Below are 24,789 nucleotides of genomic sequence, written 5' to 3' on the forward strand. Positions count from 1 at the left end.
CTCCTAGAACTTGACCGTTTTTTCAATCGCGTGCAGTACCCTCTCTGGGTTTGGCAAATAATGATCTTCAAGCGCAAACATCGGAACTGGCGTGTCAAAGCCTGTAACACGTTCCACCGGTGCTCTCATGTATAAGAATGAAGTGTCGTTGATCAGAGAAGTGAGCGTATCCGCCAGCCCTCCTGTTCCGGGCGCCTCGTGTACGATTACGGCACGACCTGTCTTCTGAACGCTTTCTGAAATCATTTCTTTGTCTAGCGGATATAAGCTTCTCAGATCAATGACTTCAGCAGAGATGCCTTTTGATTCAGCTTGTTCAGCTGCCTTCAGAGCCACATCGACCATCGCGCCATACGTGAGAATTGTCACGTCATCTCCCTCTTTTAATCGTGCTCCTTTTCCGATCTCTACCGTATATTTGCCTTCTGGAACGTCCATTTTAGAACTGCGGTAACAGCGCATCGGCTCAAGGAAGAGTACTGGGTCAGGATCTTCTATAGCCGCGATCAACATCCCCTTTGCATCATACGGATTAGATGGGACCACAACTTTAATACCTGGCATATGAGTGAACAGCGCCTCTACTGAATCTGAATGAATCTCCGGTGCACGGACTCCTGCCCCGAACGGTGCGCGGATAACCATCGGCACTGTGAATGCGCCGAGAGTTCTCGCACGAATTCGAGACGCATGTGTCATGATCTGGTTGAAAGCTGGATAAATAAACCCAAAGAACTGCATCTCACAAATCGGGCGGAAGCCGTTCATCGCAAGGCCGATTCCTGTCCCGATAATTCCTGACTCCGCAAGAGGTGTATCGATAACACGCTCGCCGCCAAACTCGTCAAAAAGCCCGTCTGTCGCACGGAAAACTCCGCCGTTGCGGCCGACATCTTCACCCATGACTATAACTTCACTATGTTCATTCATCATCACACGCATGCCGTCGGTCACTGCCTGAACCATTGTCAGTTTTTTCGTTTGAATGGCCGTTGTCATTATCGCTCACCCCGCACTAAAGAATAATTCTGCTTCTGTTCTTCAAGCGGCCAAGGATTCTCGGCGAACACATGATCAAACATGTCGTCAACCTTAGCAGCCGGTACGTTCTCCATCTCTTTAACTGCTGCTTCTATTTCTTCAGACAATGAAGCTTCCAGCTTTGCTAGCCAGCTGTCCTCCCACATGCCTTCATTTTTCATGTAGCGCTCAAGGCGCAGCAATGGATCTGTCTTCTCGCGGCGAGCTGCTGATTCACTCTGGTCACGGTATTTCGTCGGATCGTCTGCTGTTGTATGAGCTCCGTATCTCCATGTGACAGCCTCGATCAATGTCGGTCCCTGTCCGGCACGAGCGCGCTCAACTGCTGTGCGCGTGTGGAAGTAAACAGAGAACACATCGTTTCCATCAAGCCTAATGCCCTCGATGTCATAAGCCAGCGCCTTTTGTGCGATCGTCTTGCTCTTCATCTGCTTTTCGATTGGAACAGAAATGGCAAATCCGTTATTTTGGTTGAAAAATATAACCGGAACATTGAAGACACTCGCGAAGTTCAACCCTTCGTGAAAGTCTCCTTCAGAAGTCGCTCCGTCACCGAAGTAAACGATCGATGCCCGGTCTGTTCCCTTCAGCTTTTCAGCCCAGGCAGCACCTGTCGCATGAAGAAGCTGTGATGCGATCGGAACGGCCGGCGGGAAGATGTGAACACCTTCTGGAGGAAGACATCCTTCTTGGCGCCCTTTCCAATACAAAAACAAGTTTTTCAGACTGTGTCCGAATGTCATCGTCGCCCCGTGGTCGCGGTATGATGGGAACATCCAGTCTCCCTCACCCATGGCCATCGCGCTGCCGATTTGTGCCGCTTCCTGGCCTTCAAAAGGAACGTATGTCCCGATCCTTCCCTGTCGCTGCATGTTCACTCCCTTGCGGTCAAACAGCCTTGCACGAAGCATTTTTGTATAAAGGTCTTTCGTCAATTCTTCAGTCATCTCGGCGCGATAGCTTGCGTCAACAACCTCACCGTTTTCGTCCAAAATTTGAAGCTTCGGATACTTTTCTTCCATGGTTATCTGCCTCCTTTAGTTTCGAACGTCCCATTTCGGCCGTTTGTTATGCGCAAAAAAGCTGTTGCGTCTCGCACGAGCTGCCATTTTTTCTTCACAATAACGGTTTGCTGCCTCTACAGTTGAAATCTCCCGTTCTTTGCTTTGCTGGTAGATTTCGATAAGGCTTTCATAAATAGCCTTGGTTTTCTTGAGCACTCGCTCTTTGTTCGGGCTGTATAGCTCGTCGGCAACTTGAATCAGTCCGCCCGCATTCACTATATAGTCTGGTCCATACAGGATGCCTTTTTGCTGGAGGTAAATGCCGTGCCGGTCTTCAAGCAGCTGGTTGTTTGCACTCCCTACTACAGCTTTGACCTTCAGCTGCTCGATCGTTTCATCATTTAAAATCCCGCCAAGCGCGCACGGAATGAAGATGTCTGCATCAACACCGTAAATATCGCTGCCGTTCACGACTTCAACTGTTCCTGGCAGTGTTTCCGCACGCTGCTGGATCTGCTTTAATGCCTGGTCATTGATATCAGTAACGTAAACATGCGAACCCGCTGCCAAGAGCTGTTCAGCAACCTTATAGCCGACCTTTCCTAAACCTTGAACCGAATATTTTCTGCCAGAAAGATCATCTGTTCCATCCAAGGTCTGAACCGTCGCCTGAAGCCCGAATAGAACACCTTGTGCAGTCGGAACAGACGAGTCGCCGCTGCCGCCATATGCTTCTGGAACTCCGACGATGCAGTTTGTTTCTTTTAGCGCATGAACGAAATCATCCGGCGTCGTCCCCATATCTGTCCCTGTATAAAACCTCCCGTTAAGAGAGTCAACAAACTGCCCGAAAGCTCTGAAAAGCTCTGGTGTGCGGTCAGTCATCGGATCGCCGATAATGACCGATTTCCCGCCGCCAAAATCCACGTCGGCCCCAGCGCATTTATAGGTCATTCCTTTGGAGAGACGGAGTACATCTTCGAGCGCTTCATCCGTTGACGCGTACGGTCTCATGCGGCAGCCGCCGAGTGCCGGGCCAAGTGTTGTGTTATGGATGGCGATAATAGCTTTTAAGCCTGTTGACGGATCATTGCAAAACACCACTTGCTCATGCTGTGAAATTTTCTCGAACATATCCATTCCCCCTGCTATCTTTGCTGCTTCTTCGCTTTTCTGCTTTAAAGTGAAAGCGCTTTCATTATTGTGTAAAAAATTAAACCTTCATCTCTAGAAGTTTTTCTTTGATGGCTGCCCGCGGAAGGATGTATTGGGTAACTTCCCCTTCGCCGACAATCGCTTTTTTGTTTTTTACGATGACGTCACAAATCACAGCTTTTCCTTTCAGCTGTGTAAGAGTCGCTGTGATTTCCAAATCCATTCCTTCTGGTGTCGGTGCAAGATGTTTCGCTTTTATGCCTCCTCCGATTCCTTCTTCATGATCTTCAAGATACGGGAGGATGATTTGCCGTGCTGCCCACTCCATATGATAGACCATAGAGACGGTCGAATACGCAGGATGCACAAGGTTACCCTCAAACTGCGCAAACATGTCAGGTGTTACGGTTGCTGTAATCGTCGCCTGCTGGCCGATCTGCATTCCAGGTTTCATTTAGACACCCCTTAATATATAAGCTGGACTAAAAATTATATAACGTTTTCTTAACGTAATGATAACATTTTGTCTAAAATGTGAAAAGCTATATAGCTGGGGGTACGGTACCATTTTTCATATTTTCAGTGTTTTAACTGAATTTGTGCCAATGGTACCGTACCCCCATGAACATAATGAAAATAAAAAGGCGCGTACCTTCTGAGAGATACGCGCCTTTTTGGTTCAGCCTGTAATGATTTTAAGAATACCTGTCATGTTTAGCAGCACGATGATGATGATCACCGGAACGACATAGCGGACGAGCATGAGCCATGCCGCAAATCCTTTTACGGTTACACTGGAGCCAGCCCGGAACTCTGCGAGAAGCAGGTCCTTCGGATAGCGGTAGCCGACAAACAGTGAGATGAATAATGCACCAAGCGGCAGAAGGATGTTGCTTACTAGATAATCCAGCAGATCAAATATGGATTTTCCGAACAGTGTGACATCAGACAGCACTCCCATTGACAGGGCAGACGGAACTCCAGCGATGAAAATAAGAATACCGATAATCCAGCTCCACTTTGCTCTCGTTTCAAGTTCTCCTTTTGTGATTGAGGCTACAATGATCTCAAGCATCGAAAAAGCAGATGTAAGAGTCGCAAAAAGGAAGAGTGCAAGGAACACGATAAAGAAAAACTGTCCGAACACGATCTGATCAAACACGGCAGGAAGTACAACAAACAGCAGACCGGGTCCTTCTGTCGGCTCTAGGCCAAGAGAGAAAACTCCTGGGAAGATCGCAAGGCCGGCAAGCAGCGAGATCAATACGTTCAGCAAAACGATCGTTGTTGCGGACTTCGTCAAGCTTTCTTTCTTGCTTAAATAAGAGCTGTACGTAACCATAACAGAGATACCGACGCTCAGTGAGAAAAATGACTGTCCAAGAGCGAACAGGATATCATCCGCACCGATTTCTGAGAAGTCAGGCATGAGGAAGAACTTTACACCTTCCATCGCATTCTCAAGTGTTAGCGAGCGGACGATTAACACAGCAAAAAGCACAAAAAGAGCAGGCATCATAATCTGGTTCGCTTTTTCGATTCCGTTCTTAATTCCGCGGCTTACTACAAAAATAGTGATGATCATAAAAATAAATTGAGAGGTTACGACAGGCCATGGACTAGAGATCGATTCATTGAACATCTCTCCAAAATTATGATCAAAAAAGCCAGGAGAAACGCTTCGGCCGAGATAGAGAACAATCCAGCCGCCAATTACGCTGTAAAAGGATAATAGAATAAAGGCCGTAACAACACCCATCCGGCCGAGCCAAGGCCATCCGCTTCCAGGCGCAATTGTCCTGTAGGCGGATATCGCTTCCTTCTGCGCGCCTCGGCCAATAACGAACTCAGCCATCAATAACGGAAAGCCTACTAAAAACGTAAATAATAAAAACAGAAGGAAAAAGGCTCCGCCCCCGCTCGTACCGACGACATATGGGAACTTCCAGATAGCACCAAGTCCGATTGCAGATCCTGCTGCGGCTAATATAAAGGCTAATTTCGACGTCCATTGGTCTTGCTGTTTCATGCTCACATTTCCTCCTATTGTTTTCTATGCTGTTTTTACGTTAAACGGTTGTTTAACAATAGTACTGTTTCATTTGCTTCTTTCATCATACTTTCCATCAGTTCCTGTGCTGACGGCAGATTTTGAATAAGACCGGCAATCTGCCCGCTGTTAATGAACCCTTTATCAAGGTCTCCTTTAACCGCTCCTAATATGTGCTGTTCTTCTGTCGTCATAGCATGGAAATCCTCAGGAGACACACCGCCTGCTTCGAGCTTGAGGAGGCGTTCCGCGTATGGAGTACGGTACACTCTGCGTATCTTACCTGTTGATCTTCCAACAATGACTGTATCAGTGTCTTTAGCATTTAACAGCGAAGACTTATAGGCATCGTGAAACGGAGCTTCTTTCACAGCGATAAATCGCGTGCCCATCTGGACACCCTCAGCACCGAGCGCAAATGCAGCCGCTAAACCTCTTCCATCCGCAATTCCGCCGGCAGCAATGACAGGAACCTTTACCGCCGACGCAATCTGTGGGATAAGCGTCATTGTCGTTGTCTCGTATGGCGAGTTAAGACCCGCAGCTTCATACCCTTCCGCAACGATCAGGTCAGCTCCCGCATCTTCTGCTTTCTTGGCGTGATAAACTGAAGCAACGACACATATTACTGTCATTCCATGCTCTTTAAGCTTCGGTATATACGGTGCAGGATTCCCAGCGGATAGTGAAACAACCTTGACTCCGTACTGGATTAAAAGTTTGAAAATAGCTCTGACATCCGAAGCAACAGTTAAAGGTACATTAACAGCAAAGACGCTGTCTGTCATCCCTTTTGTAGAAATGAGCAATTTTTCCACTTCTTCCGTGCTCATTGTCCCGACGCCGATTGTGCCGAGTCCTCCCGCGTTTGAGATAGCGGACGCCAGCTCAGCATTGCTGACATTGCCCATTCCTCCCTGTATGATAGGAAAACGAATATTCAGCTTCTCACATACCCTGTTCATTATTACCGCCCACACTCTCTCGTTTGTTATAATTAAGCTGTGATCTATTTATAAAAAGCTGTTTTCATAAACTATATTGTTTTAAGAATTCAGAGAGGTAGTTGATTTCCGTTTCAGGTGCACGCTTTCCGCGGGGTGGGCGGTGAGCCCTCTCGTCGCTACGCGCCATTGAGAGGTCTCACCTGTCCCACTCGTCCCGCTGGAGTCGGCACCTTACACTCCAATCAACTTTAACAATGAAGTAATCAAGATGATGAATGTGTCTGCTACAGCAATTCAACCTAAAATCTAAGCAAAATTCATGGAGTAGGCATTGTAGCTTACACTTCATTGGCAACCCCGCTGATATTTCTAACAACACATCCGTACGAAAACAGCAATCTTTTAGAAACAGCCTTAAAAAAGAAACACCCGGATCTTTCTAAAAGGTACCGTACCCCACCCTATTAAAGGAGGTTTACCATGAAATATTCTATTGAAGGCAAAACGCCAAACGTTCATGAAAGCGCTTTTATCGCTCCAGGGGCGCATATCATCGGTGATGTTACGATTGGAGAAGGTTCGACTGTCTGGTTTAACAGCGTCCTTCGCGGTGACGAAGGTCCGATCACGATTGGCAAGAAAACGAATGTTCAGGATAACTGCACCCTGCATCTTTATGAAGGCTTCCCGCTCGTTCTTGAAGACGAAGTATCGATCGGCCACAACGTTATCCTTCACGGCTGTACGGTAAAAAAAGGAGCACTTGTCGGGATGGGCGCGACCGTTCTTGATGGAGCTGAGATCGGCGAGCAGGCGTTTATCGGGGCCAACACGCTTATTCCATCCGGTAAAAAAATACCGCCTCGCGTTATGGTCATGGGTTCTCCTGGAAAGATCGTCCGTGAGCTGACAGATAAAGACCTCGAGCTCATACAGCTGACCATCGATACATATTACGAAAAAGGAAAGCAGTTTAAAGAACAGCTGAAGTAAGAGAAAAAGTGCACAATGGTGCACTTTTTTTATTATTGTTCGTTGTTTGCCATGAGCGGATGATTCAGCACATCGTATCCGCTCACTTTCTTCAGCTCGTTGCCTTCACGATAGATGCTTTCAAAAAATCGGTTCGACGGGACAGCAAGCGCTTTGTAATAATCACTGAAAAGTGACGCCGCATGATCGCCGAGCCACTCCGCAGGAAGGAGTTCCTGCGGGAGGCCAGGATCGACGAACAGAAACTTCCGGTATTCATGAACAAGCTTTGTCCGTTCAACAAAGCATTCTCCGTCAGTCATCTCGCCCTTTTCGATCTTATTCTTGTCGATGACATATTTCTGAGAATATTTTTTAATAAACTCATCGTACCGCTCATTGATTTCTTCTAAGTTCCAGCATTCTCTAACAAGCCTTGTACTTTCATCAGGCCCTTTATACTGGGCAGTAAAGTAATGGACGTAGCTTCTAATATCGTATTTTTCGATAACTTCCTGAATCTGATTTTCCTGATCACCCGGTGAGATCCAGAAACTGTTCGTCAGAAGACCGAATCCGCTCCATACTAGTTCTTTCCTGAGCTCGTCTCGGATGCTTCGCTTTTCTTCAGGAATGGTGTATGTAAACATCGTCCATTCGCCGCTCCACTTTTCAGGCTGAAGCTTGAAGATACGCTTAGCTGCCTCATCCATCCTTTTCTGCCCTCTTTGGGTAAGAAAGTAGTAACTTTTATTTCCTTGTTTCCTGGATTCGATCCATCCCTGCTTGCTCATTCGGGAAATAGCCGCTCTGACCGCCTGCTCATTATGTCCGAACTCCTCAAGAAAACGGATCAGGCTCCCAATCCAGATCTCGCTGCCATAATGGCGGATATAATCACCGTAAAGGGTGAAGATCATTGATCTCGTGTTTAAACTGTTCTGCATGCATTTAACCTCTTAATCGCCGTTTTGGCATGATGTTACTTACGATACCAAACCGGCCGTATTCAAACAAGCTACTCTCCCTTAAAAACAGGCTCTCTTTTTTCACTGAACGCGTTTAGCGCTTCCATCCTGTCACTCGTAGGAATCGTCACTTCATAAGCTTTCGCTTCGATTGCAAGTCCCGTTTGAAGATCGGTTTCCATTCCGTGCTTGATAGCATATTTCGCTTGCTGAACAGCGATAGGACCGTTTTTCATGATAGCGTTCGCGTAATTCTCACATACTCCCATCAATTCAGAACGGTCTGTTACTTGGTTGAGGATGCCGAAACTCTGCGCTTCATCAGCCGTCATCTTCTTCGCTGTCAAGATCAGTTCCATCGCTTTCGCCTGGCCGATCAGTCTTGGCAGGCGCTGAGTCCCCCCGGCGCCTGGAATGATCGCCCAGCTCAGTTCTGTCAGTCCCATATAAGCTTCTTTTACAGAAACACGCAGGTCACATGCCAGCGCAAGCTCAAAGCCTCCGCCAAAAGCATGGCCGTTCATCGCGCATATTGTAGGCTGCGGAAGGGCTTCAGCCGCAGAGAACACATCGCGGATCTTGCGTACGTTCCGTTTTACTTCTGCTTCTGTCAGCGTTCGGCGTTCCTTTAAGTCTGCACCGGCACTGAACGCTTTCTCTCCAGCACCTGTAAAAATAACTACTCTGACTTCTCTGTTATGGTGAATGTCATCGATGATCTCGCCAAGCTCTTTTAAAGTAGAATAGTTGAAGCAGTTTAGCACTTCTGGACGGTTGATCGTCACGTAAGCGATATGATTCTTTACTTCATATAAAATGGATGCCATGATGGTTGCTCCTCCTAAATTAACGTTCTGTCCGTTCCACGATTGCAGCGATTCCTTGCCCTACACCGATGCACATTGTCGCAAGACCATAGCGCGACCCTCTGCGTTTCATCTCATGAAGCAAGGTTGTTAAAATTCTTGCCCCGCTAGCACCAAGCGGATGACCGAACGCGATCGCTCCGCCGTTCACATTCACTTTCTCCTCATCAAGCCCAAGCTGTTTCATACATTCGAGCGACTGTGAGGAAAACGCTTCGTTCAGTTCGATTAAGTCCAGATCTTCTGCTGTGATGCCTGCGCGCTTCATCGCTTTTTGTGAAGCAGGAACTGGCCCCAATCCCATTACGGACGGCTCCAAACCAGCAACTGCACCTGCTGCATACCGGGCGAGCGGCTTCAACCCGAGCTGACCTGCCTTTTCCCGGCTCATTAGCAGAAGAGCAGATGCCCCGTCATTCACTCCAGAAGCGTTTCCTGCTGTAATCGTTCCGCCATCAAACAGCGGTTTCAGCTTTCCGAGCTTTTCGAGTGTCGTATCAGGACGCGGATGCTCATCCTCACTCACCCACGTTTCATTCCCTTTCCTGTCAACGAGTTTAATAGGAACGATCTCATCCTTAAATAGACCTTCCTCTATGGCGCGCTTTGCTTTCTGCTGGCTGCTGTATGCAAACAGATCCTGATCTTCCCTTGACACACCATATCTTACGGCTACGTTTTCAGCTGTCTGCGGCATAGAGTCAGTCCCGTGCTTTTCGTGCATAAGAGGGTTAATGAACCGCCAGCCTATCGTCGTGTCAAACATTTTCATATCCCCGCGCGGGAACTCACTGTCTGGCTTTGCCATAACGAGCGGCGCACGCGTCATGCTTTCTGTTCCCCCAGCAATAAAAATATCACCCTCACCGGCCATGATGGCGCGAGCCGCATACATGACTGCATCAAGACCCGATCCGCAAAGACGGTTGATCGTCGTTCCTCCTGTTTCTACAGGCAGATCAGCGAGGAGCCCAGCCATTCGTGCCACGTTGCGGTTATCTTCTCCAGCTCCGTTCGCATTTCCAAGGACCACTTCTTCAATTTCAGCTGAAGGCACTTCAGGATTTCGTTCAACAAGTGCACGGATGACGACAGCTGCCAGGTCATCGGGACGGACATTCTTCAGCCCGCCTTTATACCGTCCTATAGGCGTACGAACCGCATCAACAATTACTACTTCCCTCATTTTAATGCCCCATCTTTTTCCGCCGTATAATCATAAACGCCCTTGCCTGTTTTGCGCCCGAGTCTTCCTGCTTTCACGTATTTGACGAGCAGCGGTGCAGGGCGATACTTCTCACCAAGCGTTTTATGAAGGTAATTCAAGTTGTTCAGACGTGTATCAAGTCCGACAAGATCGCCAAGTTCGAACGGTCCCATTGGAAAGTTCAATCCAAGCTTGATGGCTTTGTCGATATCTTCAGGCGATGCCACTCCTTCCTGCAGCATGTAGAACGCTTCATTTCCGATCATCGCTGAGATGCGGCTTGTCACGAATCCAGGGAATTCGTTGACCGTCACCGTTTCTTTTCCCATCTTTACCGCTGCTTCTTTTGCCAGTTCAGCCGTTCCTTCACTCGTTTCATGTCCTCGCACGATCTCAACAAGCGGCATGCGGTGCACCGGATTAAAGAAGTGCATTGCAATAACTTTATGAGGGCGTCTCGTGAATGAACCGATTTCAGTCGGGCTCATTGTTGATGTGTTAGTGGCTAAAACACAATGCTCTGGTGCAGACCTGTCTATTTCTTCAAAAACGGCACGCTTAATGTCAATGTTCTCTGGCACCGCTTCAATGACGATATCAGCACCGCTGACTGCTGCCGATAACTGCGGCGTATAGGAAAGCCTGCCTTGCGCTGCGGCGGCATCCTCAGCGGACAGCTTTCCACGGCTTACCGCTTTTGAAAAAATGGCGTCGATCTCTTTTTGTGCGCCTGCCAGCTGTTCTTCCTTCACATCCACGAGCTGGACGTCAAATCCTCCGACCGCGCAGACGTATGCGATGCCTCTTCCCATGACGCCTGAGCCGATTACTACTGCATTTTGCAACATGGTCTCTCTCCTGCCTTTCTTAAACAGTTGTTTAAGTTTCTTTGTATAAAAAGCGAGCGCAGCGGCTCGCTTTTAGTTAACGGTGTGTCTATTTCCCTGTATACGAAGGCTTTCTTTTTTCCAAAAAGGCAGCGAGCCCTTCTTGATGGTCATGAGACTCGCCGGCAATTTTCTGAGCTTGAGCCTCAAACTCCAGCACTTCGTTCAGATCACTTTCCCAGCTTTTATTTAAATAACGTTTGATCAGACCGATTGCTTTTGTCGGCATATGTGCAAGCTTTTCGGCGAATGTTTCCACTTCCATCACGAAGTCTTCTTCACTGACTAATTTGTTAACTAGACCAAACTCTTTTGCCTGAGCTGCGTTAACTTTATCACCGAGCACGGCAAGCTCCATCGCCTTGGCATGGCCCACAAGCCTAGGAAGGAAGTACAGACTGCCTGCATCAGGGACAAGACCGACATGGATGAACGCTTCTATGAAACTGGCTTTCTCGCTTGCGATACGGAAATCACATGCAAGCGCAAGGCTCATTCCTGCTCCTGCAGCCACACCGTTTACCGCACAGATTACTGGCTTTTCCATGCCGACGATCGCTTTTATCATCGGATTATAGCCTTTTCGCAGAATGTCGCTGTAATCGGCACCTTCTGGAGATTCAGATAAATCCTGGCCAGAACAGAACGCGCGTCCAGCTCCTGTGATCACAAGCGCTCTGACGCTGTCATCTTTCCCAGCTTCCTTGATCGCTGCCGCCATTTCTTTATGCATTACAGCGTTGAATGCGTTCAGCTTGTCCGGGCGGTTCAGCGTGATCCACGCGGTTTTCCCTCTCGTTTCATAGCTAATCGTCTCAAACATTGTCTGCTCCCCCTATTGTCCCTTAAACTCGGCAGGACGCTTTTCCATAAAGGCTTTCATGCCCTCTTTCTGGTCCTGTGACGAGAATAATAGGTAAAAGTTTTTCCGTTCAAACTGCATGCCGTCATATGTGGAATAATCAATAGATTTATAGACAGTCTCTTTTATGAGGCGCACTGACAGAGGCGCTTTAGATGCGACCGTTTTGGCAAACTTGACCGCTTCATCCAGAACGATTTCCGGTGCAAGCACACGGTTGATGACACCGTATTCCAATGCTTCCTTGGCAGTCATCGGGTCGCCTAGCCAAAGCCATTCCAGCGCCTTCTTCTGCCCCATCAGCTTCGTGAGCTTAACCGTTCCTCCTGCTCCCGGCATGACTCCAAGCTTGATCTCAGGAAAACCGAACTGCGTGTTTTCTGCAGCAAACAGGATATCGCAGCAAAGTGCAAGCTCGAATCCACCGCCAAAGCAGAAGCCATGTATCGATCCTATAATCGGCTTGCGGATTGTCGCTAGCCTGTCCCATTCTTTAAACTGGTTCAGCAGTTCAAGCGAAATAGCATCGTCGTTCTTCATTTCATCAATATCTGCGCCAGCTGCAAATGCGCGGCCATTGCCTGTGAGGACAAAAGCTTTTACTTCATCATCTGTATCATACGATTCAAACACATGTAACAGTTCAGTGACCATCGGACGGTTTATCGCGTTAAGTACTCTTGGGCGGTTTAATGAGATGAGGGCGATTCCGTCTTTGATAGAAACGGTGATCGTCTCAAATTTACTCATTGACTTCCTCGCCGATCATAAGCGTGACAAGCTCTCCTGCAAAAGACATAAGGTCTTTGCCTGATGCTTTTCCTTCATCAGATTTCATCGCTGCTTTCAATGACTCGTGATCATCGTAATACATTTCACACATCACATGATAATCGCTCTTGCCCATCGGTGAACCAACAATTTTTGTTACTTCCATTTTGCGGAGCCCAGGAATCTTTTTCGTGATGTCTGTATGGTGCCCATAATAGTGCTCGTCGAATTTTGCTGTGTCCTCAGGTGTTTTGTACAATGCGATCAATTTAACCAAGATAATCAGCTCCTAATCTATTTTTTAAAAATGTGAATCTCATCATTAAAGCCTACAAATTCGCCACAGGCTTCATCGCTTCAAACGGATTCTTGCAAGAACGGCAATAAAGGATGCTGCGGCAGGCAGTCGGACCAAAGATGTTTTCCATCGTCACATACGCCGAACCGCAATACGGACAGTCAATCTCCCAAGGCTCTCCCATCACGTGGTTAGCCGGCGGCGGCGCGATGCCGAATTCTTTCAGCCGCTCCCGTCCCTCTAATGTAATGCGGTCGGTCGTCCATGGCGGTGTAAACACGAATTCGACATGTGCTTCCGTGACACCTTCTACTTTTTCAGCCGCCTGTTTAATATCTCGTTCAATAATATTCAGGGCCGGGCATCCGGAGAATGTCGGAAGCACCGTAATCTTAACGGCCGTCCCATTCGCTTTCACCGTCTCGACCATTCCGAGGTCCAAGATGCTGACCGTAGCCATTTCTGGGTCCTTCACGTGCGAAAGCGCAGACCATACAATCTGCTCTAAAGTTTTTATGTTATCGGCCACTGTGCTTCCTCTCCTTCCCTACCAGCCCGTCTGCGGGTTCGTGGCGTACACTTCGGACAATGTTGCGAGCGCTTGCGTCAAGTCTGGTGTATGCTCACCCTTGCGTCCATTGCCTCTTTCCATCCTCGGCTCTCCAGAGAAAGGAAGGCCTGTTTCATTAAATACAGCCTCAATCCTTTTCATCCAGCGCTGCTTCAATACATTCTCATCATCAATAAAATTAGCTTTTACCATCTCGGCATAAGCCGGGCCGAGTGTCAGCACTCCGCCGAAGTCACGCCATACCTTTTCAATTGCGGCGTTCATGCGTGATTTTGCTTCGTCCGTGCTCGTGACAAGCTGCTTGAACCAGAGCTCCCAGTGCATCAGATGGTAGTACTGCTCCGTCATGATTTTTCGCGCGGCTTCAGCCAAAGGCTCGAAATCTGAGTGCCTCAGCGAGTCAAGGCGGATTTGCTTATGAACGCTGTAGAAGTAATTTCTCACAACCGCGAATGCCCAGTCATAGTCCGGCTTTTCAAGATATGTTCCAGGACCGTTTACTTCTTCCAGTAAAACTGCGTTGCGGAATTTGGACGGTGCGCGCAGATGTGCGATTTCATCTGCTTTTCCTTCTCCAAGCTGCTCAAGCAGCCTGTAGTACAGGTTCGCGTGCCCCATCATGTCCTGATTGATTGAGGAAAAGGCTACATCCTCCTCGATGTGCGGTGCGAGTCCAAGCCATTCTGAACCGCGGTAAGCAAGGATGAAGTCATCGTCTGCAAGCTGATAGAGAAGCTCTATGAGCGCTCCTTTTTCTGATGGTGTCGTCACTGTGCATCTCCCTTTCCGCCAAGAATGTGCTGCTCGGTAAACTGCTCCTGATTATACTCACGCCATTTTTTCTTCAAATAGCCGTATCCTTTAGTCTCTCTATAATCCTTATCAAGACGTTTCAGCATCTCTCGCTCAGATTGCGAGAGACCGCGGATGTTCTCACGTTTCACGACCCAGATGTCAGCTACCTGCTCCCGTCTGAAGAAGTTTTCCTTCGCCATAATGAGCGCCATGTCCGCGTTTGGTGCGAGCAGGCTGAACTGGTGCTGAAAAGGAGATTTATCTGTTTTTTTACTGAACACTTCGTATACATTGTAAAATTCATTCTTTGCTTCGCTCATGCCCTTTCTCCTCTCCTGCTTAAATAGCTCGTTTTGCTGCCAGGGCGTCTCGCACCCACGCATTGTTATCGTATGAACGGCGGCGCAGGTCAAGGCGGTTATGTGATTCAGGGCCGTTGCCTGTCACGATCTGCTTAAACTCGTTCCAGTCTACATCCTTATAGATCCACATCTGCGTCTGCTCATCAAAACGGATCGTTTCATCCGGAATCGTCAGCCCGAGTGACCAGATACGCGGAATATACTTTGTGAAAAATTCCTGTCGCAGCTCTTCATTTGTTTTCGCGCGGATTTTGTACATGATGTTTTTGTCCGCGTTCGAGTTGCCCGTTTCTTTTGCCGATTTAGGACCAAAGAACATAATGAGCGACGTCCACCAGCGATTCAGGGAATCCTGCAGCATATCGCGCTGTTCCGGTGTGCCTTCTGCCATCGCGAGAATAATGCTCTCGCCATGCTGAGCGTGGAACACTTCTTCCGCACAGATACGTTTAAGCGCTCTTGCATAAGGACCGTAAGAAGAATCAAGCATCATACTTTGTGAAATGATGGCCGCCCCGTCAACGAGCCAAGCAATCATTCCCGCATCGCCCCAAGTCGGCGCGGACATATGGAACACGTTATGAAACTTCAGCTTTCCTGAAAAAAGATCCTGCATGATATCTTCACGGTTTTTGCCGAGCGGAGCCATCAGATCCTCTGCAACACGGAGCAGAAGCTGTCCATGACCCATTTCGTCCTGAACCTTCGCCATGATAGCAAGTTTGCGATGAAGCGACGGCGCTTTAGGCACCCATTCTTTCTCTGGAAGCGCTCCCATAATTTCCGAAATCCCATGCATGGAAATGAGGCGGATCAGCGATATGCGGTAATCATCAGGCATCCAGTCATCGGCCTCGATTTTTTCGCCCCGGTTGATGCGCTCCATAAAATGCTCCAATTTTTCATCCTCTGTCAGCCGGTCATAATCCAGCATCGCTGCCATTGCATTCCCCTCCATTTATATTACGTTTATTTACCGTTATTATAAAATAACGTTATATGTTTAATCAATCAGTTATACTTCCATTTCCTCTTTTTTATGCCTGACAACTCTTACAGCCTTACCTTCCGACCGCGGGATCGAGTGAGGAGGAAACATCTTAATCTCCATGCTGACCAGGCAGTTATTCTTTATTAATCTGATGATTTTCTCCTTTAAATGCAGGAAGTCCGGGTGTGTGATATCTTTTTCAGAAGACTGGTACACTTCTTCTGTGATCTCAACATGAAGTTCCACCTTTTCGCGAAGTCCGTCTGGAATGATATGCAGCTGATAATGAGGAACGATGCCATCCGCCTGAAGCAGGCAGTTCTCGATTTCTGACGGGAACACGTTTACCCCGCGAATGATGAGCATGTCATCGATCCTTCCTTTTACACGCGACATCCGGATCGAGGTGCGGCCGCATTTGCACGGCTCTCTTTTTAATGACGCGATATCCCCAGTCCTGTAGCGGATGACAGGGAACGCTTCTTTCGTCAGACTGGTGAACACCAGCTCGCCATACTCCCCGTCTGGAACGGGCATCAGCGTTTCTGGATCGATAATCTCTGCGATAAAGTGATCATCCATAATATGCAGTCCATCCTGTGCTTCGTGACATTCCATCGCTACTCCCGGTCCCATCACTTCGCTCAAGCCATAAATATCCATCGCCTTGATGCCAAGTTTTTCTTCTAGTGTGGTGCGCATCTCTTCAGACCATGGCTCAGCACCGAAAATACCGTATTTTAATGAAGTCTCAGCCGGATCCTTCCCCTGCTCCTCCATCTTCTCTGCAATTGTCAGTACATATGACGGTGTACCGCATATGACCTGCGGCTTAAAATCTTCAATAAGAAGAATCTGGCGCTCCGTGTTTCCTCCTGACACAGGTACAGTGATCATGCCAAGCTTTTCTGATCCGTAATGAAGACCGAGACCGCCTGTAAAAAGTCCGTAGCCATAAGCGTTATGCAAAACATTTCCCGGTTCACCGCCTGCGATCGCAATCGAACGCGCTACCATCTCGCTCCAATGATCGATGTCAATCGCTGTGTAGCCAACAACTGTGGGCTTTCCGCTCGTGCCTGAGGAAGCATGAAGTCTCACCAGCTTGTCTCTCTCTGCGGCAAACAGCCCAAATGGGTAATGGTCACGCAGATCTTGCTTTTTTGTGAATGGGAGCTTTTGAAGATCATCAAGAGCTTGTACAGTATTAGGATGAACTCCTTTTTGCTGAAAAGCATCTTGATAAAACGGGACATTCTCGAAAACACGCTTAACGGTTTGCTGCAGTCTTTCAAGCTGCAGCTTTTCTTTTTGCTCCTGCTCCATGCATTCCAGATCTGGCCGAAGTATCATCGCGATCCCCCTAAAATGTTTTTTGTAAGCGTTTACAATACTATTCAAAAAAATATAACGTTTTTTTATCGATGGTAAAATATTCTGTTATGCACTTGCCCTCAGAATATCGCGAAATATCAGAAAAGTCAAACCGAAAACGATATAAGAACACTCCTGATTTACAATAAACATAGAGCCAAAGAATCATTTAGCAGCTGTCAAAACTTGAAGTAAAATTTAAATGAGACTACTATTTAATTAAGCAAAAAAGCTTTCCATGAAGGAGTGAATATGTGTGAACTTTACTTATGAAGTGATTCCAGTTGAGAATATGGAGGACTGTAGAGATCTATGCAATGAACTCATGTCTTTTCAAAAATCAAAGGCATACATAGCACCTGAACGATTTGACAGTATGAACTTCGACACAAGGATGGTTCCTTCTGTAAAAAAAGCACTTCATAATTATATTGTCATTGTAAAAGACGGCGATAAAACAGCAGGCTATGTATATTCGAATGTATCCCCAAAAGAAACATATTCAAATGAGTTTGCCACCTTTTTCGATCTTTCATCTGTAAGCGGAAGTAATGTCGGCTGTTTATCACAGTTTTATATTAAAGAAGAATACAGGAAATATGGAATTGGATCTGTTCTCTTTGATATGTCAATGAAATGGCTGCATCAGTTTCAGGATGTAGACGATTATTTTATATTTGTTTCAAATGGTAATGAAAATGCATTGGAGTTTTATAAGCGCAAAGGATTTTCCGTAAGCCATGATATTCTGGATGGGTTTATCACCGTTTTGCGCAGCGGACGGAAAGTTTTAATTTCCGAGAAAAGATAAAAACATTAAAAGCACACCAAAGGATTGATGTGCCTGTTTTTATTTATTGTTTATTGGAAAGTTAATTAATCGCTAACTGCAATGCCGCTGAAGCTTTCTGGACCTACACGGATTGTGCCTAATAGACTTGATGAGACAAACATTGTGTAAGTCAGTTGATCTGCTGCAGGAGGATCAAAGTCAGATGCATTGAAAGATATTACTTGAGGTGCAAGAACTTCTAAGCTAAATGACTGAGAAGCTGAAAAAATTTCAGGATCAGTTGGAAGCGTTCCTCTTACAACCGAAATTGTGATAGATACAAGAGCCAAAGGCAGCTGTACAGCAATCGTACCTTGTAACTCCACACGAATATTAGCTCCCGCATTCCCTGTATTGAGGCCTACTTGTCCAACTAGTTGAGGAGTATCTACTACTAGGATGGGTATCGCAATAGAGTTTGCATAGCTAGCGTTCTGGCTAGTTCTTAAATCTAGAAATTGAGCCAACATTTCACCCCCCTTCTTCATAATGCTAGTTTATGAAATTAGCAATGAAGTGCTTGTACAAGTGGAAAAATGGGTGGAGGATTAGGTTTTGTTACTATAAAAGAAATCCAAGAAGCCGTTGATCTCCGTTTCATGTGCACGCTTTCCGCGGGGCGTGGCGAAAAGCAGAAACAGCTCGTTCAGCCCCGACAAGCAAAAGGTAAAGTGGCCGGTAAGTCGTCCTTTAACTTATTGGACACTTTCCCTTTTGACCTCGAGGGGCTAGCCGTTTTCTGCTGGACAGGTGAGCCCTCTCGTCGCATGCGCCATTGAGAGGGCTCACCTTCCCACTCGTCCCGCAGGATAAGGAAGGCTACGCAACAAGACATCGCACGAAGAAAATGTGCCTTCCATTTTCGAGGAGTCGGCACCTTACACTCCAATCAACTTAATCTATGATGTACACGATGTATAAGAAAAAGACTGTATTTCTTTGTTCAAAACTCCTGAAGAGAAATCAGGAAAACAGAAAGTAAACGAAGAGCAAATCAAGAAACTGCACAATAACTTTAACAGTACTTTTCGATTGATTATTCCATTCAAGAACAATTGCTCAAAAACTGCAATCTTATAGAAGACAGCCTATACAAAAAGAACGACCAGATCAAAATGACCTGGTCGTTTTTTTAATTATTATTAGTAAAGCAGATCAAGAAATTCATCTTTTGACACGTTTCCAAAGTAGTGTTTTAGATCAGTGTCTTCTAGAGCTTTTTCTATTTCGCCCCGGTCATAGCGGATATCTGTTAATTTTTCTTCGATCTCTGAAACATCGCCTACACCAAAGAAATCGCCGTAAACCTTGCATTCCCTGATAATTCCCTTTTCGATATGCAAACGGATATCGACTGAGCCTGCTGCAAAACGGTTGGAAAGCTCAACGTTAAATTTTGGCGACTTGCCATAGTTCCAGTCCCAGTTAGCATAACGCTCTCTGGAAATCTGGCGAATCTTTTCCCAATCGCTCTCAGTCAAAGTGTAATGTGGAATTTCTTCAAATTCCTCAAACAAATATTGAAGCAAAATCTGTTTGAATTCTTCCATCGTCAAATCTTCTGATAAATGCTCTCGAATGTTTGTCACTCGGCTGCGGATCGACTTGATCCCTTTTGATTCGATTTTATCCTGCCGAACTTTAAGTGCACTCACGACGTTTTCGATCTCAGAATCGAACAAGAGCGTTCCATGGCTGAACATGCGCCCTTTTGTAGAAAACTGGGCGTTGCCGGAAATTTTCTTTCCTTCTGCCAGGATGTCGTTGCGGCCGCTAAGCTCAGCGTTGACTCCAAGCTTTCCTAGCGCTTTTACAACGGGATCCGTAAATTTCTTAAAATTATGCATAGAGCTGCCGTCGTCTTTAGTAATAAAACTAAAATTCAAGTTGCCATGGTCATGATACACTGCCCCGCCCCCAGACAGCCGGCGGACAACATGAATCGTATTATCCCTCACATACTCTGCGTTTATCTCTTCGATTGTGTTTTGGTTCTTGCCGATAATAATAGAAGGCTCGTTTATGTAAAAGAGCAGATACGTTTCGTTTATATCTAAGTGTTTAAGCGCAAACTCCTCAATCGCGAGGTTAATCCTCGGATCGGTAATATTTTCATTATCTATAAAAAGCATGCGTTACTTCTCCTTTTTCTCCCCTATTCAAGCCCCCATGTCCAACCGGATACGGCAAGCTCCACTTTACCGTTATACACCTCTTTTGCTTCTGTGGCAAGATGGCTGGTTTCTCCAAAATGAGGAAGATGCGTCAGAAGAAGATGAAGCACACCAGATTCTGCAGCAAGCCTGCCGCAGTCGGTGGAGTTCATATGTCCAGCATTGCTTCCGTCCATTCCTTTATAAAAGTTGCACTCGGATATTAGCAGGTCTGCTCCTTTACTGAATGTTACGAGTTCAGGGATATAAGAAGTGTCGGCCGTATAAACGAATGTCTTCTCCCCATCCGTTATCCGCATCGCATAGCAGACAGCCGGATGCTTCGTTTTCTGAAATGTGATCGTAAACGGACCGATGTTCAGTGTCTCGTTTGGATTGTAGGGGATGCCTTGTGTGCTTTGCTGATAAGTGAGAGAAGCAAAGCCGTTCTCATCCAATGTGTGCGCGTAAATAGGCAGCATCGGTACAGAATCTGCAAGGAAACTCTGAATATAGCGGCTGTATTGCAGCACCCCGATATCTGCCACATGGTCTGCATGGTAGTGTGAGAGGATAACCGCATCAAGCTGATCGGGCTTTATGTAGTTTTGCAGCTGTGACAGCACCCCGCTGCCGCAGTCGATCAGTAAGTTAAACCCGTCCTTTTGCAATAAATAGCCTGAAGTAGCTTCCCCAGCCGCGGGAAAACCTCCCCAGTACCCGATAACCGTCAGTTTCATTTGCTTACGCCTCCTTTTTTCTTTAATAAGTGTACCCTAAATGGTGCAGAGACAACATTTTGTAAGGCCGTTCTCTGTTTATGTGCCAAATTTTCGGGTTAAACGCCCAATTTTCGGAGTTATGTTCCGTATTTTCCGCTTATGTGCCGTTTTTATAAGATTTGTGCCATTTGACAAATTTCGACACGCATTCATTCACCCACTGCAAACCGGTAAAAGCAAAAAAGCCAAACCAAAAGGTTCAGCTTTTCCCATAGACTATTCTTTTACCGCTCCAGAAGTCAGTCCGGAAACAATTCTTCTCTGGAACAACAGGACCATGATAACGAGCGGCACAGTTACGATAACTGTCGCAGCTGTAATCTCGCCCCAAGGAATCGTGAATTGGCCCTCGAACATTGCGATACCGACTGGCACGGTCTTGTATGCATCGTCTGTATTGATCGTGAGCGCGAACAGGAACTCGTTCCATGCTGCGATGAATACTAGAATTGCCGTTGTGAAAATTCCTGGAATGGCAAGCGGCAGAATGACACGCCAGAACGTCTGCATAAGTGATGCCCCGTCGATTTTCGCTGCTTCTTCCAGATCGAACGGGATCTTGCGGAAGAAGGTTACGAGAATCCAGATAGAAAGCGGCAGTGTAAACGTTGTGTATGGAATGATCAGACCTAGATAACTGTTTGTAAGTCCTAGGTTTTTCAAGAAAATATAGATCGGTGAAATCGTTGCGATCTGCGGGAACATGGAGACTGAGAGGACAAGTCCAAGTATCAATGTTTTCCCTTTAAATTTAAGACGGGCGATCGCATAAGCTGCGAACGATGCTACGAAAACGGTGTAAATTGTCGTGATGGAAGCAACAACAAAGCTGTTCCATAAATATTTGACGAACGGATAGTTGACGAACACCGATTCATAGTTTGCAAGTGTCGGATTGGATGTGAACGGGTTGAACGCATCTGCACCAAACAGTTCACCGATTGGCTTGATAGAGCTTGTCAGCATCCATAAGAACGGAAACATAACAAGAAAGACAAATACTGCAAGAAAGACATAAAATAACGGTCCTGCTTTTTTGTTCATTGCGCTTCACTCCTTTGCACGTTTCTCATTATTTATCGTTGAGCAGGTCACGGCCTAAGAACTTAATATAAATCATGGAAATGACAGCCACACAGACAAAGACAATAACCGAAAGCGCGGAACCGTCCCCGAAATTCGACTGCTCAAACATAACCTTATAAGCGAGTGAGGAGATCGTTTCGGTTGAACTTGCAGGACCTCCGCCTGTAAGAACGTACACAAGGTCGAACACACGGAACGCATCGAGCGTACGGAACAATAGTGCTACAAGAATGCTTGATTTTAAAAGCGGCAGCGTAACTGTCGTAAACTGTTTCCATTTTGTCGCTCCATCAATGGATGCCGCTTCATACAATGATGAAGGAATGGTCTGCAGCCCTGCGAGTAATAAAAGTGCCATGTAAGGCGTCGTTTTCCATACGTCTGCAAATATTACGGAGAACATCGCTCCGGTGCTGCTCGTAAGGAGATCTGTCATATTATCTACCAAACCTATTTCAGCAAAGACTTTAGCGACAATACCATTCTGTCCGTCATATAAGTACTTCCACATGAGTGCGGATACAGCTGTAGGGATCGCCCATGGAATCAGGATGGTCGCACGGACAAGACCGCGGCCAAAGAATGCTTTGTTGATGAGCAGTGCGATCGCAAGCCCGAGAACGAGTTCCACGAAAACGGAAATGACCGTAAACACGGTTGTATTCTTTAATGCCAGCCACATTCTTTTATCCTGCAGTTTTTCTGTATAAGATTCAAAGCCAATAAAGTTTGGCTTAATGACCGCTTCATCCAGTGAAGAAGCAAGGCCAAGAACATCTTCCTCATTTTTCAGCCCTTTTATCTTTTTCGCTTCTTCATTAACTTCCTTAATTGTTTTTTCCAGCTGAAGCGCAGCATCTTTCTCTACTTCTGCGATGGCCAGATCCTTGCTGACAGGCTTCATAACCATCAGCTTTTCATCTACTTGATCATACTTTTCCTTTACAGAGCCTTCTTTTTTCAGCTCTTCGTCTGCTTTTTCAAGCTTTACTTTCAGCGCTTCTAACTGCTCTGCTGATTCGCCAGGTGCTTCTGACATCTCTTCGTCAATAAGGTTAATCAGGAACGGATAGTTGTCCAAATATTTGTGAAGGTCTACCTGATACGAAATATGAGCGGCATTTTTTTGCGGGTTTGCAAGCCTGAGATCGAACATGCTGTAGTAAAAGGATTGAAGGACCGGCCAGATCGCGATGGCAAGAATCAGTATTAAGGCAGGAGCAACTAATAAATATCCAGCCTTGCTTTCCCCTGACTTCTTTTTCTTCTTTACCGACGCAGTATCTGTTTTATTGCCGCGGGAAAGATTAGGTTCCATTATTTTCAGCTCCTTGCTTGATTGGAATGCAATCGATGGATGGGCGATGAATTCATCCATCCATTGCATTGCACATGAATTTTATGGAATCGATACCATAACATAAGCCGCATAAGCCCTCATTTTTTTGGAAATGAAGGCTTATGCAGATCAGAAACATTAATTATTTTACAAGCTTTGCAGAAATCTCATCCTGCATGTTCTTTGCAGCTTCTTCAGCCGTAATATCACCGGCGATCGCTTTTGAAATCTGCCCCTGAATAATATCAGAGATTTCAGGATAGTTTGGAGCTACCGGACGCGATACTGCTGCTTCAAGAGCATTTACGAAACCTTCTTCTTTAAAGTACGGGTTCGCTTCTAAAATTTCTTTGTCATCGTAAAGAGCAAGAAGTGTCGGCGCATGTCCGCCTTTGATCGCGTCGATCTTCTGGCCTTCAGCACCAGTCATGAACTGAAGGAACTTCCAAGCTTCTTCAGGGTGCTTCGTATTCTTGTTGATTCCAGCCATCCATCCGCCTAGTGCTGCAGCAGATCCAGCGTCACCAGCAGGAAGCGGAGCTACGCCAACCTTGCCGGCAATTTTGGACTGTGACTTGTCGTTTGCAAGAGCAAACTGGTAAGGCCAGTTACGGATAAGAGAAGATTGTCCGTTGATGAATGCAGTATGAGACTCTGGCTCAGCAAATGTTGTTACGTTAGCCGGAACAACATCAGAATTCGCGATTTCGACCAATTTCTTGATCCCTTTAATCGCTTCTGGAGAGTTTACTTTTACTTCTCCGTTTTCATCAATGATCTTTCCGCCGTAAGAAGCGATAAATTCAACTGCGTTACATACAAGTCCTTCATATTGCTTCGCTTGCATCAAGTAACCAAACTCAGTGCCGCCTTGTCCTTTTGTTGCTTTTGCTGTAGCTAGAAGCTCGTCCCACGTTTTTGGAACCTTGCCGCTGTCTACCAGGTCAGTTCTGTAAAAAAGCATACCAGCATCGATAAATTTCGGGAGAGCCCACTGCTTGCCTTTAAATTTCGAAGCAGATAGTGCACCTTGGTTGTATTCATCGAGGTTCACGCCGTCTTTATCAATAAAACGGTCAAGAGGCATCAAGTAACCTGCCTGAGCAAATTCAGCTGGCCAGATAACGTCAAGGTCGATAACATCCATCTCAGATGAGTTCGCGTTGAACGCAGTCAAATACTGAGCATGCTGCTTTCCTGTGTCAGCCGGCATTTCTTTAAACTCGACATCGATGTTCGGGTATTTCTTTTCAAATGCTTCAACCATCGCCTTAGTACCTTGAGTGTCATCCTTACCGCGTGCATAGACGATTTTCACTTTTTCATCTTTTCCATCTTTAGATCCTGTTGACTCGCTTTTATCATCCGAACACGCTGCAAGCACAAGAGAAAGAGCAAGTGATGCACTGATTACTTTTGACATCTTTTTAAGGTTTTTCATGGTTATCCCCCTGCTACAATGATTTGTGTTAACGA

The 24,789-nt window shown here is 46.4% G+C and carries 26 protein-coding genes; 2 read left to right on the forward strand and 24 right to left on the reverse strand.

What is annotated here, in order from left to right:
* Positions 1–3: 3 nt before the first annotated feature.
* The 6 genes from CGZ90_RS07225 to CGZ90_RS07250 form a co-directional block, all read right to left on the reverse strand.
* Complete coding sequence (locus CGZ90_RS07225) at positions 4–999, reverse strand: alpha-ketoacid dehydrogenase subunit beta (protein WP_094251630.1); 996 nt, start codon at positions 997–999, stop codon at positions 4–6.
* Complete coding sequence (pdhA, locus tag CGZ90_RS07230; protein ID WP_094251631.1) at positions 999–2,063, reverse strand: pyruvate dehydrogenase (acetyl-transferring) E1 component subunit alpha; 1,065 nt, start codon at positions 2,061–2,063, stop codon at positions 999–1,001. The genes CGZ90_RS07225 and pdhA overlap by 1 nt, the downstream gene beginning before the upstream one ends.
* 15 nt (positions 2,064–2,078) lie before the next feature.
* Positions 2,079–3,185, reverse strand: coding sequence for a Glu/Leu/Phe/Val family dehydrogenase (locus CGZ90_RS07235; RefSeq protein WP_094251632.1), 1,107 nt, complete (start codon positions 3,183–3,185; stop codon positions 2,079–2,081).
* A 73-nt stretch (positions 3,186–3,258) separates the two neighbouring features.
* Complete coding sequence (locus tag CGZ90_RS07240; RefSeq protein WP_094251633.1) at positions 3,259–3,654, reverse strand: thioesterase family protein; 396 nt, start codon at positions 3,652–3,654, stop codon at positions 3,259–3,261.
* A gap of 225 nt (positions 3,655–3,879) precedes the next feature.
* Positions 3,880–5,229 carry a sodium-dependent transporter gene (locus tag CGZ90_RS07245; RefSeq protein ID WP_094251634.1) on the reverse strand — a complete coding sequence of 450 codons (1,350 nt, stop codon included), beginning with the start codon at positions 5,227–5,229 and terminating at the stop codon, positions 3,880–3,882.
* 35 nt (positions 5,230–5,264) lie between these two features.
* Entirely contained in the window at positions 5,265–6,215 is a 951-nt protein-coding gene (locus tag CGZ90_RS07250; protein ID WP_094251635.1) for an NAD(P)H-dependent flavin oxidoreductase, read from the reverse strand.
* 462 nt (positions 6,216–6,677) lie between these two features.
* On the opposite strand from CGZ90_RS07250, the gene CGZ90_RS07255 reads away from it, so the two are divergent.
* A complete protein-coding gene (locus CGZ90_RS07255) occupies positions 6,678–7,190 on the forward strand; it encodes a gamma carbonic anhydrase family protein (RefSeq protein WP_094251636.1) in 513 nt (170 codons plus the stop codon).
* 32 nt (positions 7,191–7,222) lie between these two features.
* Here CGZ90_RS07255 and paaX read toward each other — a convergent pair whose 3' ends face one another.
* The 12 genes from paaX to paaK all read right to left on the reverse strand — a co-directional run bounded on the left by paaX (position 7,223) and on the right by paaK (position 17,100).
* The gene (paaX, locus tag CGZ90_RS07260; RefSeq protein ID WP_094251637.1) at positions 7,223–8,116 is read right to left on the reverse strand and encodes a phenylacetic acid degradation operon negative regulatory protein PaaX; all 894 of its coding nucleotides are present in this window, start codon (positions 8,114–8,116) and stop codon (positions 7,223–7,225) included.
* Between the two features lie 71 nt (positions 8,117–8,187).
* Entirely contained in the window at positions 8,188–8,964 is a 777-nt protein-coding gene (locus CGZ90_RS07265; protein ID WP_094251638.1) for an enoyl-CoA hydratase-related protein, read from the reverse strand.
* A 19-nt stretch (positions 8,965–8,983) separates the two neighbouring features.
* A complete protein-coding gene (locus CGZ90_RS07270; protein ID WP_094251639.1) occupies positions 8,984–10,189 on the reverse strand; it encodes an acetyl-CoA C-acyltransferase in 1,206 nt (401 codons plus the stop codon).
* Positions 10,186–11,058, reverse strand: a complete 873-nt coding sequence (locus tag CGZ90_RS07275; protein ID WP_094251640.1) for a 3-hydroxyacyl-CoA dehydrogenase — start codon at positions 11,056–11,058, stop codon at positions 10,186–10,188. Before CGZ90_RS07275 ends, CGZ90_RS07270 begins: the two co-directional genes overlap by 4 nt.
* 88 nt (positions 11,059–11,146) lie before the next feature.
* The gene (locus CGZ90_RS07280) at positions 11,147–11,920 is read right to left on the reverse strand and encodes an enoyl-CoA hydratase-related protein (protein WP_094251641.1); all 774 of its coding nucleotides are present in this window, start codon (positions 11,918–11,920) and stop codon (positions 11,147–11,149) included.
* A gap of 12 nt (positions 11,921–11,932) precedes the next feature.
* On the reverse strand, positions 11,933–12,709 hold the full coding sequence (locus tag CGZ90_RS07285; protein WP_094251642.1) for an enoyl-CoA hydratase/isomerase family protein: 777 nt from the start codon (positions 12,707–12,709) through the stop codon (positions 11,933–11,935).
* On the reverse strand, positions 12,702–13,007 hold the full coding sequence (locus tag CGZ90_RS07290; protein ID WP_094251643.1) for an EthD family reductase: 306 nt from the start codon (positions 13,005–13,007) through the stop codon (positions 12,702–12,704). Before CGZ90_RS07290 ends, CGZ90_RS07285 begins: the two co-directional genes overlap by 8 nt.
* A 52-nt stretch (positions 13,008–13,059) precedes the next feature.
* Complete coding sequence (gene paaD / locus CGZ90_RS07295; protein ID WP_240515365.1) at positions 13,060–13,557, reverse strand: 1,2-phenylacetyl-CoA epoxidase subunit PaaD; 498 nt, start codon at positions 13,555–13,557, stop codon at positions 13,060–13,062.
* Positions 13,558–13,575: 18 nt separating this feature from the next.
* A complete protein-coding gene (gene paaC / locus CGZ90_RS07300) occupies positions 13,576–14,370 on the reverse strand; it encodes a 1,2-phenylacetyl-CoA epoxidase subunit PaaC (RefSeq protein ID WP_094251644.1) in 795 nt (264 codons plus the stop codon).
* Entirely contained in the window at positions 14,367–14,714 is a 348-nt protein-coding gene (paaB, locus tag CGZ90_RS07305) for a 1,2-phenylacetyl-CoA epoxidase subunit PaaB (RefSeq protein WP_094251645.1), read from the reverse strand. Before paaB ends, paaC begins: the two co-directional genes overlap by 4 nt.
* Before the next feature lie 19 nt (positions 14,715–14,733).
* A complete protein-coding gene (gene paaA / locus CGZ90_RS07310) occupies positions 14,734–15,699 on the reverse strand; it encodes a 1,2-phenylacetyl-CoA epoxidase subunit PaaA (protein WP_094251646.1) in 966 nt (321 codons plus the stop codon).
* A gap of 72 nt (positions 15,700–15,771) precedes the next feature.
* Positions 15,772–17,100: a phenylacetate--CoA ligase PaaK gene (paaK, locus tag CGZ90_RS07315; RefSeq protein WP_094251647.1), complete on the reverse strand. Its 1,329-nt coding sequence runs from the start codon at positions 17,098–17,100 to the stop codon at positions 15,772–15,774.
* 277 nt (positions 17,101–17,377) lie between these two features.
* Here paaK and CGZ90_RS07320 point away from each other — a divergent pair, with 277 nt between their 5' ends.
* Positions 17,378–17,932 (forward strand): GNAT family N-acetyltransferase, encoded by a 555-nt coding sequence (locus CGZ90_RS07320; protein ID WP_094251648.1) that lies wholly within the window; start codon positions 17,378–17,380, stop codon positions 17,930–17,932.
* A 65-nt stretch (positions 17,933–17,997) separates the two neighbouring features.
* On the opposite strand, the gene CGZ90_RS07325 is transcribed toward CGZ90_RS07320, so the two are convergent.
* The 6 genes from CGZ90_RS07325 to CGZ90_RS07355 all read right to left on the reverse strand — a co-directional run bounded on the left by CGZ90_RS07325 (position 17,998) and on the right by CGZ90_RS07355 (position 24,754).
* Positions 17,998–18,420, reverse strand: a complete 423-nt coding sequence (locus CGZ90_RS07325) for a hypothetical protein (protein WP_094251820.1) — start codon at positions 18,418–18,420, stop codon at positions 17,998–18,000.
* Between the two features lie 675 nt (positions 18,421–19,095).
* On the reverse strand, positions 19,096–20,085 hold the full coding sequence (gene lplA, locus CGZ90_RS07335; protein WP_094251650.1) for a lipoate--protein ligase: 990 nt from the start codon (positions 20,083–20,085) through the stop codon (positions 19,096–19,098).
* Between the two features lie 23 nt (positions 20,086–20,108).
* A complete protein-coding gene (locus CGZ90_RS07340) occupies positions 20,109–20,846 on the reverse strand; it encodes an MBL fold metallo-hydrolase (RefSeq protein WP_094251651.1) in 738 nt (245 codons plus the stop codon).
* A 258-nt stretch (positions 20,847–21,104) separates the two neighbouring features.
* On the reverse strand, positions 21,105–21,932 hold the full coding sequence (locus CGZ90_RS07345) for a carbohydrate ABC transporter permease (RefSeq protein ID WP_094251652.1): 828 nt from the start codon (positions 21,930–21,932) through the stop codon (positions 21,105–21,107).
* Positions 21,933–21,960: 28 nt separating this feature from the next.
* Positions 21,961–23,292, reverse strand: coding sequence for a carbohydrate ABC transporter permease (locus CGZ90_RS07350; protein ID WP_094251653.1), 1,332 nt, complete (start codon positions 23,290–23,292; stop codon positions 21,961–21,963).
* A 163-nt stretch (positions 23,293–23,455) separates the two neighbouring features.
* Entirely contained in the window at positions 23,456–24,754 is a 1,299-nt protein-coding gene (locus tag CGZ90_RS07355; protein WP_094251654.1) for an ABC transporter substrate-binding protein, read from the reverse strand.
* Positions 24,755–24,789: the final 35 nt, after the last annotated feature.

The organism is Fictibacillus aquaticus (genome assembly GCF_002245695.1).
GTDB lineage: Bacteria > Bacillota > Bacilli > Bacillales > Fictibacillaceae > Fictibacillus > Fictibacillus aquaticus.